Annotated in this window: 7 protein-coding genes; all 7 read left to right on the top strand. The window is 69.2% G+C overall.

Features of this window, described 5'->3' with window-relative positions:
- Positions 1–6 precede the first annotated feature (6 nt).
- Positions 7–405: a hypothetical protein gene (locus NPS70_RS20090; RefSeq protein WP_256525726.1), complete on the top strand. Its 399-nt coding sequence runs from the start codon at positions 7–9 to the stop codon at positions 403–405.
- A gap of 129 nt (positions 406–534) precedes the next feature.
- Positions 535–960 (top strand): hypothetical protein, encoded by a 426-nt coding sequence (locus NPS70_RS20085; protein ID WP_256525725.1) that lies wholly within the window; start codon positions 535–537, stop codon positions 958–960.
- 21 nt (positions 961–981) lie between these two features.
- Positions 982–1,107, top strand: coding sequence for a hypothetical protein (locus NPS70_RS20080; protein WP_256525724.1), 126 nt, complete (start codon positions 982–984; stop codon positions 1,105–1,107).
- Positions 1,108–1,566: 459 nt separating this feature from the next.
- Entirely contained in the window at positions 1,567–3,057 is a 1,491-nt protein-coding gene (locus NPS70_RS20075; protein ID WP_256525723.1) for a VCBS repeat-containing protein, read from the top strand.
- A 50-nt stretch (positions 3,058–3,107) separates the two neighbouring features.
- Positions 3,108–6,779 (top strand): LamG domain-containing protein, encoded by a 3,672-nt coding sequence (locus tag NPS70_RS20070; RefSeq protein ID WP_256525722.1) that lies wholly within the window; start codon positions 3,108–3,110, stop codon positions 6,777–6,779.
- 117 nt (positions 6,780–6,896) lie between these two features.
- The gene (locus tag NPS70_RS20065) at positions 6,897–13,751 is read left to right on the top strand and encodes a polymorphic toxin-type HINT domain-containing protein (protein ID WP_256525721.1); all 6,855 of its coding nucleotides are present in this window, start codon (positions 6,897–6,899) and stop codon (positions 13,749–13,751) included.
- Positions 13,752–13,771: 20 nt separating this feature from the next.
- Positions 13,772–14,383, top strand: coding sequence for a hypothetical protein (locus NPS70_RS20060; protein ID WP_256525719.1), 612 nt, complete (start codon positions 13,772–13,774; stop codon positions 14,381–14,383).
- Positions 14,384–14,398: the final 15 nt, after the last annotated feature.

Here is a 14,398-nt window from a genome sequence, read left to right as displayed (position 1 = left end):
TTCGGGATGGCTGTCGTCTTCGCGGCGGCGACACTCGTGTTCGGGATTGCCAGCCCTGCGAACGCCGGAACGTCTGGCGTCCGGGAGACCGCGAAGTGCGGAAACCTCAGCAACGGTGAAGTCTGCATCATCGGCCCGGACACCGGCAGGACCGGCACGTACCGCACCGAGTACTGCAAGAGCAGTGGCTCCGGTGACGTCTCCGTGCAGCTCGGATATCAAAAAGCGTACGACGGGTCGGATTACAGCGACCTGTCGGCGCGGATCACGGACTCGCCCCTCTACGGGGTGTGGGCGGGGTCCTGCACGTCGTACTCCCGGCACCTCAATGTGAGCTCCGATAATTGCGTGCGGGGCATCATGAAGTGGCAGGCCTACACCTACATCTCCAAGTGGCACTGCTGAGACTCCTGAAAAGCGCCGTCCGGCCGTGACCGACCCCGCCGGAGGTTGAACGGGGGCACTGCGCGGGAGCGGCCCCTTCGGTGAGCGGCCGCGCAAGAGGCTCCGCCGGGGCGAGAGGAAGAGAGAGTCATGTGGCGCGTCATCCTGTACCTGACGCCTGCGACGGTGGCGGCGGCATTGCTGCTGACCCTCCTGGGGGCGCTGGGGCTCCGGAGTGCCGCTACCCGTTGGCCCCGGACTGTCGGTCGCATCGGCTCTCTCGCTCTCGCTCTCTGGCTGGCGCTCATCGCCGCGGCGACGTTCACCGCCTCTGACGGCAGTACCGGCGGAAGCGGCGGCGGTCTCTGGCTGAGCCCGGGAATGGAAACGTTGAGAGCGGACAGCGCCTATGTCACCGCCTATGAGAAGGAGATGGTCGTACGGCAGTGGGTAGCGAACGGGCTGATGTTCGTGCCACTGCCAGTGCTGCTGACGACAGCACGCCCCGGCCTTTCGGCAGCGAAATGCCTCGGACTATGCGGAACGACGGCTGTCGTCGTCGAACTTGTGCAATGACTTGGGGGCCACGGACGGATCGTGGACCTCGACGACGTGCTCTTCAATTCCGTCGGCACAGCCGTAGGCGTCGGCTTGAGCGTGGCGGCCGGTCTGATGCTGAAACGGCTCCGAGACCGAAGGACAGGCACCGAGGAGCGAGTGTGAACCTCACCCGATGACTGCCGGCCTGCCGGCCGGCGTCAGCAGTTCCTCACACCCCCCGGGCCCGCTCGTCCCCCTCCGCGCGGCAGCCACCTCCGCCTGCCACGCCCTCCGCGATCACACCCCGCACACGAGGAAGCCCCTGCCCATCGAGGGGGCGCCCTCGACCACAACGCACCAGGAGCACGACCACGGCCCGCACAACGCGCGGACGTTCAGGCAGGGCCGAGCGCCCATGTGCTTATGGCGGCGCCTTTGTGACGTGTCGTCATGCCAGAGGTACGGATCTGACCGATCGTGATCGACGCGTGATCATTATTAGGGCGAAATGCCCGACTTGCACCAAGTAGGCACAGTGAAGATTTCGTAAGGTCCTCTTGACCTGTGCAACAAAACGGAGGGGATCTGGTGCTCAAACGCGGAGCCAGAAGTAGACAAGCCTCACTGGTACTTGGGACATCGATGGCGCTGTGCGCGCTGTCCCTGGGAGCGCTCGGCGGATCGACCGCCGCCGCGGCCTCGGGCTGCACCGCAGGAACGGATTCGGACTTCAACGGGGACGGCATCCGCGACATGGCGATCGCCGACCCGGAAGCGACGGTCGCCGGGAAGGCCGAAGCCGGCCTGGTCCGCGTCGTCTACGGCGGCGGCAAGGGGACGGCCACGGTCCATCAGGGTTCCAGGGGCGTCACCGGCACCCCGGAGGCGGACGACCGGTTCGGCCACACGCTTGCGGTCTACGACGGCAACAAGGACGGGTGCAGCGATCTCGTCGTGGGTGTCCCCTATGAGGGCGTCGGCGCCGAGGCGGAGGCGGGTGTCGTGCAGGTGATCTACGGCGCTCCCGCAGGACTCGGGGAAGGGCCCGCGGGCGTCAGCCTGATCCAGGGCACCGGCACCGGCAGTATCGCCCGTTCGGCCCCCGAGGCGGGCGACTGGTTCGGCTTCTCGCTCGCAGCCGGGGCCACCGCGGGCGGCGACCCCTATCTGGCCATCGGCGTGCCCGGCGAGGACCTGGGCACGACGAGGGACGCGGGCGGAGTCCACTACGTACGCCGGGACACCAATGTGACCCTCCACCAGGATGTGGCCGGGTTCGCCGGGGTGGCCGAGGAGAACGACCGGTTCGGCTACTCCCTCGCCGGCTCCCCCCGCCACTTCGCCATCGGCAGCCCGGGAGAGGCCATCGGCACGGAGAAGTTCTCCGGCGGTGTTCAGATAGTCGCCCATGAACCGTACTCCCAGGGCATGCCCGCGCCGGTCGCCGGGCTCGACCAGGACAGTCCCGGCATCAACGGGGCGGCCGAGGCGGACGACCGGTTCGGCGGCTCGCTGGCCATGGTTCCGTACCGTCCGTCGGGAGCTTCCGCGGCCACCGACTCGATCCTGGCGGTCGGCTCACCCGGAGAGGATCTGACCACGGGAGAGGATGCCGGACGGGTCGTTCTGATCCACATTCAGGCATCCGGGAAGATCTCCCAGACGGCCGACATCAGCCAGAACATCTCCGGCGTCCAGGGAGTGGGCGAGGACGGCGACCAGTTCGGTCAGCACCTGACGGCCGTCAACGCCGCGCCGGCTTCCGTCGGTACCGCCTCGACGATGCTGCTCGCCGTGGGCATTCCCGGCGAGGACACCGCAGCCGGAGCGGACGTCGGCGCCGTGCAGGTGTTCCCGATGACCGGTCCCGTGGGCAAGGGGGCCTGGGTGCCGCAGAGCGGCCACGGACTCCCCCACGAGGCCGGTGAGCGCTCCTACCTCGGCAGCAGTCTGCTGGCGACGGCGGACCGCCTCCACGTCGGCCTGCCGTACGGGCCGGCCGCCCAACGCGGCGTCTACGGCCTGCCCTGGGCGAACATCCTCTCCGGCGGAACCGGCGAGGTCACGGCCACCAGGCCCGGCGAGGGCGGCGTGCCTGCCGAGCAGACGTCCTTCGGTGCGGTGATCCGCTGATGAGCGCAGCCGCACCCCAGCGCGGCAGGGACCGACGGGGAAGAGAACACATGGGCATCCATCGGCGACGCGCCGCGTCGTCCCGTACGGCCGCCGGCCTCGCCGCCGCCCTCGGGCTGCTGGCCACCGGTCTGACCTGGCCCGCCGCACAGCCGTCCGAAACGACGGTCACCTCGGGTACCGCGGCGCGAGCCGTCGGCGCGACCGCCGGGACCGACGGGGCGCACGGCGCCTTCGGCGAGCAGACCGCGAGCGCAGCCGCCGAGAAGAACGGCCGGCGGGTCGAGGTCACCGGGCTCCGGCAGGAGCGGCGCGAGGTCTTCGCCAACCCGGACGGCTCCTTCACCGCGATCGAGTACACCGAGCCCGTCCGCACCAGGCGCGGCGGCGACTGGGTCGACGTCGACGACACCCTGGCCCAGCGCGAGGACGGCAACTGGTCGCCCAAGGCGGCGACCGTGGAGCTGGAGTTCTCGGGCGGTGGCGAGGGTGCCTTCGCCCGGATGCGCAAGGCGGGCCGGGAGTTCGCGCTGACCTGGCCGGGCGGTGCACTGCCCGCGCCTCACGTGGAGGCCAACACCGCCACGTACCGCGACGTACTGCCGGGCGTGGACCTCGTGGCGAAGGCCGAGGTCGACGGACTGGGCCACCTCCTGGTGGTCAAGACGCCGGAGGCGGCCAGGAACCCTGAGCTGGCACGCATCGAACTGGGCGTCAGGACCGAGGGCCTGAAGGTCGAGGAGACCGAATCGGGCGCGCTCCGGGCCGTCGACGCCACGGTCGGCGGCACGGTCTTCGAGGCGGGCCAGCCTGCGATGTGGGACTCGGCGGCTGTCGCGGAACAGCGCGCGGACTCCCCGGGCGGCCCCGCACCGCAGCTGGCAGCGGCGCGGCCGGTCTCGGTCCGCACCACCGCGTCGGCCCGCGCCGCCACCGAGCCGCAGGCGAACCCCGAGGTGCCGGCCGGCGCGGCGGAACTGGACGGTCCCGGCGGCGGTGGCGCCACTGCGGCAGTGGACCTGGAAGTGGCGGACGAGAAGCTCACCCTCGTGCCGGACACCAAGCTGCTGAACGGCGAGGAGACGGTCTACCCGGTCGTCATCGACCCCGTCTCCAAGACCACGCACCGCTCTGCCTGGACCGCCGTGATGTCCGGCATGCCGAGCACCAAGGAGTGGAAGTACTCCGGCAGCGCGGGCGTGGGCAAGTGCCCGCTCAACTACAACCCGACGAGCTGCAAGAACGTCGGCGTGCGGCGGACGCTGTACACCGTGCCCACGTCCTTCTACAAGGGCAAGCAGATCCTCAAGGCCACCTTCTCGGCCCGCGTCGAGCATGTCTACTGGGCCGACGCCAAGGCGGAGCCGATCCAGCTCTACCGGATCGGCGGGAAGAACCACACGATCACCTCGTCCAGCAACTGGAGCAACACCAAGGACGACTGGGACGACTTCCTGATGACGGTGGACAGGAAGATCTCGCCGACATCGTGCTCCGGCTCGGCGAACCTGCACTTCGAGGGCGGCGAGCTCACCAGCGAGCTGAAGACCGCGGCAGGCGGCGGCTGGTCCTCGCTGTCGCTCGGGCTGAAGGCCGGGGACGAGAGCAGCTACGCCGGCTGGAAGCGCATCTGCGGGAACACCTACCTCTCCGTGGACTACAACAACCCACCGAAGCAGGTGGACTCCCGGCTGATGTCGTCGTCCCCCGGCGGCACGTGCGTCTGGGGTGCCGGCCGGCCGTACGTCGAGGAGCCGCCGGAGCTGCGCGCCGAGGCACGCGACCCGGACCACTCCTCGTCCGGGACCGACAAGGTCAAGATGCAGTTCCAGGTGGACTGGACGGATTCCGCGGGCAAGGCGCAGTCGTACACCTACGACACCTCCTACAAGGCGCCGAACGCGGGCACGGTGTTCCGCCACCGGGTGAAGTCGTCGATCCCGGAGAACACGGTCGTCTACTGGAGCGCCCGGGCCTACGACGGTGACGCCTGGGGCGAGTGGAGCCACGCCGGCAGTCCGCAGCGCTGCGAGTTCGTCTACGACGCCTCCAGGCCGGGTGCACCGCTGGTGAGTTCCGCGCAGTACCCCGACGACGAGATCTGGCACCACGGCGTGGGCACCTCGGGGACGTTCACCTTCAGTCCCGACACCGAGGACGGCACCCCGGACGATGACCTGGTCGAGTACCGCTACGCCTTCGACGGCGATGCGGTGAAGACGATCGCGGCCGACAAGGCCGGGGGCTCCGCCTCGGTGACCTGGACCCCCCAGAGCGCGGGCCGCCACTGGGTGACGGTGGAGGCGTTCGACAAGGCCGGTCACTCCAGCACACGGGCCCAGCACGAGTTCCTGGTCACCGACGGCCTGCCCGCGGCCGGGCAGTGGAACCTGGCCGACGAGGAGGGCGTCGCCGACGCCCACGACGAGTCGGGCCGCAACCCCGCGGCAGCAGGCGGCGGGGTGAGCTTCGGTGTGCCGGGGCCCGGGGGCGGCGCCGACTTCGCGGCTCGCCTGGACGGCTCCCGGAACGCCTACCTGGACGTCGGCCGGACCGTCGTGGACAGCGACGCGAGCTTCAGCGTCAGCGCCTGGGTCCGCCCCGCGTCACTGGACCGGGACATGGCCGTCGTCAGCCAGGACGGCACCGGCGAGCCCGGCTTCGTCCTCGGCTACGACGCAGCTGCCGGCTCCTGGGCCTTCTCCGTCCCGGTGTCCGACGTGAACACGCTCGGACACTGGAAGGTCAGCGCGGGCGTCACTCCCGTCAAGGACCAGTGGGTGCTGCTGACCGGCGTCTACGACGCCCACGCCGCCGGCGGGCCGGAGCTGCGGATCTACGTCAACGGCCAGGCCAAGGGCAGCGTCGGGCGCCACTCCCACTGGACCTCGTACGGTCCGCTGCAGATCGGCCGCACCCTGGGCAAGAGCGGCTACCGGGACCACTTCCACGGCGACCTGGCGGAGGTACGGGCGTTCGACCGCGTCCTGCCGCCCGCCCAGGTGGCCGAGCTGATGACGGTCGCACCGCAGCGCAGGGGCTACTGGATGCTGGACGAGGCCCCAGGCGGATCCGCCGCCAACACGCAGCAGGGCGGCGAGCCGCTGACGCTCGCGGGCGGCGCCTCCGTCTACCAGCCGGATCCGCTGTTCGGCTGGCCCACCGCGCTGGTCGGCGAGGGGCATCTCGAGCTGGACGGATCGACCGGCCATGCGGCGACCGAGAGCGCCCCGGTCCGGGGCGACTCCAGCTTCACCGTCGCCGTACGGGCGCTGCCGACGACGCTCGACCCCGAGCGGTCCCAGACGGTCATCTCACTGCCGGGTGCGCACGCGGACCGCTTCGCCGTGCGCTATCAGGCGACCACAGGGCAGTGGGAGCTGGTCGTGGCCGAGGAGGACACGTCGGGGACGGCGACCGTGAAGGTCACCGACGACGTCCACCCGGCCACGAACGAGGGATCGGGCCAGCATCTGGCCGTCGTCTACGACGCGTTCGCCAACGAGCTGCGGCTGTACGTGGAGGGGCAGCTCGCCGACTCGGCGATCACCTCGGACGACACGCTGTGGAAGGCCACCGGCGGCCTGCAGGTCGGCCGGTCGGCACTGGGCGGCGGCGAGTACTTCGCAGGCGCCCTGGACGAGGTCCGGGTGTACGCGGGTGCGGCCGACCCGCTCGCCGTCCGGCACATGGCACAGATCACCGCCAGGCCGGACATCTAACGAGCGCTCGGGCGGGCCGGTCCGGTTCCCGGACCGGCCCGCTCAGGCAGCTCTTCATGAAGACGCCCGCATGGGCACAATCGGGGAGATCCAGTGAAGTCCTTCAGAGGACGATTGTTGACCCGGCGCATATCGCGCCGCTGGGCGGGATCGGTCGTCATCGGCCTGAGCCTCGCCCTGTCCGCGGGGACGGTGCAAGCCGTTCCGGTGGAAGCCGCAGGCACAGACCGGCCGGGCGTCCAGGACCTGGGCGAGCCGGCACAGGGGAAGAACGCCAGGACGAAACCACGCGGTGCCGACCCGGCGGCAAAGGCCGCGGTGGAGACGCTGGACGCGCCCGAGTGGCCGGACGGCGACAGCACCACGCTGCGCGTCGGCGCACAGCTCGGCAGCCGCGACGGCGTGCCCAAGGGCGCCGCGGCGCCCGGCGGTACCGGCGACACCGCCACGATCGGCGGACTTCCGGTCACCGCGAGCGACGCACACCTCTCGGCGAAGGCCACGGCCAAAAGCGAACACTCCCCGGCGGCAAGGGCCGGGAGTCCGGCCCCGGACCGCGTGCGGGTCTCGTCGCTGGGCCGGGAGCGGGCCGCCGAACTGGGCAGCGCGGCGCTGCTGCGGGTGCAGCGCGCGGACGGAGTGGAGACGTCCGCACCGGTCGAGCTGACCGTGAACTACGCGAAGTTCGCCGAGGCGTACGGCGGCGACTACGGGGCCCGTCTGCGGCTGGTGGAGCTTCCCGCCTGTGCCGCCAAGGCGACCCCGGGCAGCAGGGACTGCCCCGAGCTGCCGAAGCCGCTCGACTCCCGGAACGACGCGGACGCCCGGACGGTGACCGCCACCGTCGAGGCCGACGCCGACCGAGCGGGCCTGTCCACCCATGCGGGTGAGGCGGCCCCCCTGCTGGCCGTCACCGGCGGGGACTCCTCCTCGCAGGGCGACTACAGGGCGACTCCGCTGTCGCCTTCGTCGAAGTGGTCCGTGGCCAACTCGTCCGGCGGGTTCTCCTGGAACTACCCGATCCGGACGGTGCCGACCCCGGGCGGTCTGACCCCGTCGGTCGGGCTGGGCTACTCCTCCCAGGCGGTGGACGGCCGCACCTCGGCGACCAACAACCAGGGTTCCTGGGCCGGTGAGGGCTTCTCCTACGAGCCCGGCTACATCGAGCGCCGCTACAAGCCCTGCTCGGACGACGGCCACAAGTCCTCCGCCGAGCAGTGCTGGGCGTTCGACAACGCCACCATCATGCTGGAGGGCGCCTCCGGTGAGCTGATCAAGGATGACACCTCCGGCAAATGGCATCTCGCCAGCGAGAACGGCGCCAGGGTCGAGCAGCTGACCGGGGCGCACAACGGCGACGACAACGGTGAGCACTGGAAGGTGACGACCACCGACGGCACGGAGTACTACTTCGGCCTGAACCGCCGCCCCGGCTGGACATCCGGCAAGGAGGAGACCGACTCCACGTGGACGGTGCCCGTCTTCGGAGACGACTCCGGCGAGCCCTGCCACAATGCGACGTTCAGCAAGGCCCACTGCCAGCAGGCCTGGCGCTGGAACCTCGACTACGTCAAGGACACCCGCGGCAACGTGATGTCCTACCTGTACGGCAAGGAGACCAACCACTACGCCCTGAACGGCAAGACCGACGTCGAGGGCACCGCGTACACGCGCGGCGGCTACCTCAAGCGCATCGACCACGGCCAGCGCGACGGCAAGGTGTTCTCCACCGATGCCGGGGCGCGCGTCGTCTTCCACACCGCCGAGCGCTGCCTGCCGACGAAGGACTTCGACTGCGCGGCGGGCACGTTCACCAAGGCCAATGCCAAGCACTGGCCGGACACCCCGGTGGACCGCTACTGCAAGGCGGGGGCGAAGTGCGACTCCAGCCAGGTCTCGGCGACCTTCTGGACCCGCAAGCGGCTGACCGGCATCACCACGCAGATGCACAAGGGCTCCGGCGCCTACACGGATGTGGACGCCTGGACCTTCACCCACCTGTTCACCGACAATGGCGACGACTCCAAGACCCTGTGGCTCTCCGCGATCGACCACGAGGGCAGGGTCGGCGGCAGCGCCAAGCTCCCCTCGCTCGAACTGCAGGGCATCCAGCTGAAGAACCGGGTGGACAAGGACGGCGACAACATCGCGCCCTTCCACCGCTTCCGACTGGCGTCGGTGCTCACCGAGACCGGCACACAGCTGGACGTCAACTACGCGCCGACCGAGTGCACGGCCGACAAGCTGCCGAAGCCGGGTGAGCAGACGGGCCGCTGCTATCCCGTGAGGTGGGCCCCGCCCGGCCATATCGACCCGATCACCGACTGGTTCCACAAGTACGTCGTCGCCGAGATCATCGAGACCGACCGCACGGGCGGCGGCGAGGATGTCGTCACCCGCTACGACTACAAGGGCGACGCCGGCTGGCGGCACGGCGAGCCGGACGGCATCACCGACGAGAAGTTCCTGACCTGGGACCAGTGGCAGGGCTACGGCAAGGTCACCGTCACCAGCGGCAACGGCAACGGCAACGGCCAGACCATGTCGACACGGCTCGACTACACGTACCTCCAGGGGCTGGACGGCGACAAGAAGCCGGGAGGCGGCACCCGCACTGAGGAGGTCACCGACTCCACCGGCAAGACCTACACCGGGCACGAGAAGTACACCGGCTTCGAGCTCGAGACCCGGACCTGGGACGGGGACAAGGTCGTCTCCAAGGTGATCAGCGAGCCGTGGAAGCACGACACGGCCACGCAGACCAGGAAGTGGAAGACCACCAAGGCCACGATCGTCCAGCCGAGGGTCACCCGCGGGTACACCGCCCTCGCGTCCGGCGGCTGGCGGGAGACGAAGTCCACCTCGTGGTACGAGACGGGGAACCGCACCGGCCGGGTCAGCATGGTCGAGGACCTGGGCGATGTCTCCACCGCCGAGGACGACAAGTGCACCCGGTTGTGGTACACGGACAACACCTCCGAGCACATGTACGAACTGCCCTCCCGCAGTGAGGCCGTGTCGGTCAGCTGCTCGGCAACGCCGGACCGCAGGACGCAGGTGATAGCCGACGAGCGGACCTCGTACGACGGCGGCTCGTTCGGCGACCAGCCGACCAGGGGCGACGCCACCACGACGGAGCGGCTGGCCTCCCACGACGGCTCCACGGCGACCTACCAGGTCACCGGACACACCACATACGACGCCTTCGGCCGCCCCACGTCCCAGACCGACGCTGTCGGGGCAAGGACGACCACCGAGTACACCGACGTCAACGGCCTGATCTCGAAGACCAAGGCCACCAACGCCCTCGGGCATGTCACCACCACCGACTTCGCCCCCGCGTGGGGCCAGTCGGCCGGCCAGACCGACCCGAACGGCAAGCGCACGGATTTCGCCTACGACCCCTTGGGCCGCCTGGTGTCGCTCTGGCTGCCCGACCGGCCCAGGACGCACGCCCCGAGCATCAAGTACTCCTACCTCGTCCGCCGGGACAAGCCGGTCGCGGTCAAGACCGAGAAGATCGAGATCAGCGGCTCCTACGGTGTGGAGTGGCAGCTCTACGACGGACTGCTCAGGCCCCGGCAGCTGCAGACCGAGGGTCCGGACGGCAGCCGCATGGTCGCCGACACCTTCTACGACGGCGTCGGCAAGATCAAGAAGACCAACAGCACCTACAACGCCGTGGGCGCACCCTCCAGCGAGCTGCTGGAGGTCGGCAACGGTGAGGTCGGCGCGCAGACGCTCTACGAGTACGACGGTCTCGGCCGCCCGACGAAGGAGACCTTCGCCGTCGCCGGCGCACCGCAGTGGTCCACCACGACCCGGTACGACGGCGACCGCACTCATCTCGACCCGCCGCAGGGCGGCGTGCCGGTAACCAAGATCACCAACGCCGCGGACCAGATCACGGAGCTGCGCTACCACCACGGCGAGTCACCCGCGGTGAACGGGCCTCCCGGTCCGGGCGCAGGGTACGACGCGACGAAGTTCAGGTACACGCCGGGCGGCGAACTGGCCCAGGTCACCGACGCCAAGGGCAACGTCTGGCAGTTCGAGTACGACCAGATGGGCCGCAAGGTCAAGACGGTCGACCCGGACATCGGCGTCTCCACGTTCGCCTACGACGCCGCGGACCGTCCGGTCTCCGGCACCGACGCGCGGGGCAAGAAGCGCTCCACCGTCTACGACAAGCTCGGCCGCACCCTGACCACCTGGGAGGGCGAGCCGAACACCGGCACCCGGCTCACCGAGACCCGCTACGACCGGCCCGGCTGGCTGGGCCAGGCATGGGCCTCGCTGCGCTATGTCAACGGCGGCAGCGACTACTTCGCCACCGTCACCCAGTCCATGGACGCCTTCTACCAGCCGCTGAAGACCGCGTACTCGGTGCCCAAGTCCGAGGGCGCGCTGGCGGGGACCTACACCTTCACCACCGGCTACAACTTCGACGGCACCGTCCAGGGCATCGGTATGCCGGCCGCCGGGGGCCTCGGCAACGAGACCGTGGTGTTCGGCTACGACGACCTGCAGCGCCCCACGTCCATGCGCGGCAAGACGTCGTACGTCACGGACACGGTGTACTCCAACACCAGCCTGCTCCAGCAGCTGGAGCTGTCCGACAACGGCGGCCAGAAGCTGTGGCAGACCTTCCAGTACGAGAAGGGAACCGACCGGCTCACCCGTGCGGTGGTCGACGTCTCCTCGCAGAGCCGTTCGCTGAAGGCCGCGCACTACTCCTACGACCAGTCCGGCAAGGTGCTGTCCATCTCGGACACCGCCGACACCGGGGTCGGCTCCGCGGATCTGCAGTGCTTCGCCTACGACAGCGGCCAGCGGCTCGCCGAGGCATGGACGCCTGCGGCCACCGCCGAAACGGCGGCGGGCGCGGGTACGTCCGGCGCGGCGACGGGCGGCTCCCGGCCGTCCGCCTGTACCGCCCCCGCGGGCGGCAAGGCACTCGGCGGCCCCGCGCCGTACTGGAAGTCGTACGAGGTCGACGCGATCGGCAACCGCACCAAGGAGGTCATCCACGACACCGGCCTGAACGCCGCCGAGGACATCACCCGCACCTACACCTACGGTGAAGGCGCGGCCGGACCGCACGCGGTGACCAAGGTCGTCGAGGACGGCCCGAGCGTGGACCAGCAGTACACCTACGCCTACGACGCGACCGGCAACACCACCGAGCGCGTCATCGGCGGCGACGCCCAGAAGCTGGAGTGGGACGTCGAGGGCCAGCTGGTCAGGACGACCGAGGCGGGCGGCGCGGAGGCGACCTACGTCTACGACGCCGGGGGCGACCGCGTGGTCCGCCGTGACGCGACGGCCACCACGGTCTACCTGCCCGGCATGGAGCTGCGGCTGGCCAAGGGCTCCTCGAAGGTCGAGGCCACCCGCTACTACTCCTTCGCCGGCCAGACGGTCGCGGTCCGCTCCGACAGCGGGAACCTGGCCTTCCTGTCCTCCGACCACCACGGCACGGGCCAGCTGGCGGTCGACGCCACCACAGGCTCGGTGTCCCAGCGGCGCTTCGACCCCTACGGGCTCGACCGCGGCAGCCCGGTCGGCGAGTGGCCCGGCGAGAAGGGGTTCGTCGGCGGCACGATCGACAAGCAGACCGGCCTGACCAGCGTCGGCGCCCGCGAGTACGACCCCGCACTGGGCAAGTTCATCTCGGTCGACCCGATCATCGACTACAGGCAGCCGCAGCAGATCAACGGCTACGCCTACGCCAACAACAGCCCCGTGACACTCTCCGATCCGTCGGGCGAGTGGGTGGGATTCCTCCGGCTCTACAAGTGGGCGATGCAGCAGATCGCCAAGCTCTACGCGGAGCCCAGGAAGCAGCAGGCGGTCTACCGGGCCCAGAACGACAGGGACCGGGCGGAGCGCCAGTACAACGGCGCCAAGCAGCAGACGAAGCAGGCTGTCAAGGAACTGGTCAAGATTGCCAAGAAGGAGCTTGGCATCGACGCCGCTCTGGACTGCTTCTCCAGCGGCGACCTGGGTTCCTGTGGCGAAACGGCGCTGAACATCGCAAGCAGCTTCGTCGGCGGCCTGGCCGGCAAGCTCCTCGCCAAGTACGGCAGCCCCTTCAAATGGAAGAAGGGGTACCAGCTCGCCAAGCGTGTCTGGGGCCTGCTCGATGACCTCGTCGGTGGCGCCAAGGACATGTGGAAGCGCTCCGAGGCCCTGGACAAGGCGAAGGACAAACTCGCCGCTGCCAAGGCGAAAGTGACCAAGCAGGCGAGTGATTGCCTGACCAAGCACAGCTTCCTACCAGGCACCGGGGTCCTTCTTGCCGACGGGAAGACGAAACCGATCGAAGAGGTCGAACTCGGTGACAGCGTCACCGTCACCGACCCGGAGACCGGCGAGACCACCACGCGTGAGGTGGTCGCCACGATCGTCACGGAGGACGACAAGGACTTCGTCGACCTGACCGTCGAGAGCGACGGCAGCGCGGCGGCGCTCATTTCCACGACGACGCATCCCTTCTGGGCCGTCGACGAGGCCGCCTGGATCGACGCCGGGGACATCAAGCCGGGCACGCGCCTGCGCACCCCGGAAGGCGACACCGTCGAGGTCGCCAGGATCCGCCACTTCGAGAAGCGCCAGCGCACACACGACCTCACGATCGAGGACGTCCACACGTACTATGTGCAGGCGGGCGAGACCCCGGTCCTGGTTCACAACAGCGACTGTCCGACCGCGTCAAAATATGAGGACATCACCAAGCCTGGCGCTCGCATGCTGAACAAGTCGACGGACGTCGGTCCCGTGGACTTCGGAAAGAACCTTGAGGCCAATGGGTGGGCTCGTACCGACAAGGGCCCGAACATCATGTACGAGAAGGATGGGGCAAGGTATTTCCTTCGCGGGAAGGCGAACACCCACGAGGGGTGGACGGCTGACTACTACAATCCGGGGTCCAAGAAGGCCGATATCAAGATCAGGCTGGGTGAGGACTAATGGCAGAGGCGGGTTCGATAGTGATCGATCGCAACAGCTATCTGGATGTTCGCTGCCGTGGCGCAGCCACCTTCGATCTCGACGCCAGGCTGCCTGACCAAGTCTTCAAAGAAGATGCGGAGGACTCGCTGTTCTGTGAGTTCGATGCGGTCCTCACCCCGGAATTCTGGCCGGCGCTCCGCACGATGGCCCGGTGGCATGGTGACAGGCATGTCGAACTGCTGGTTCTTGAGCCGGACTGCGACGGGTTCTATCTCCCGGAGTACCGGATGTACCCGGCGTTGTCGTTGTCCGTCGAGGCCGACATGGACGACTACTGGGCGGCGATCGGCCACGAGCCGGACGGCGACATCATGGGGTCGATCGCGATCTCTGCGAACGTCATCGCTGTGACTGGACCTTCCGGGAGATGGGGCTGTTGGGGCGAAAGGGATCCCGAGGTTGCAGTCTTCCGGGGGTTTCCGAACGTGGTCGCACGGAACAAATGGCGCGCGCAGTTCGGGCCCTTCCTGGAGGTGTCAGGCGCACTGGAGTCGTATCTCCCGCTGACCTTCGCGGGGCGGACCGTTCCGGACAAGTACGCTGCAACCCTGACCGCCAACTACGGATCTCCGAGCGGTAGACGGCCGTAATGTCACGGAGCGGCC

The organism is Streptomyces sp. C10-9-1 (assembly GCF_024497955.1).
GTDB lineage: Bacteria > Actinomycetota > Actinomycetes > Streptomycetales > Streptomycetaceae > Streptomyces > Streptomyces sanyensis.
The sequence above is the reverse complement of the archived record's forward strand: the minus strand, read 5'-3'. Positions and strand labels throughout refer to the sequence as shown.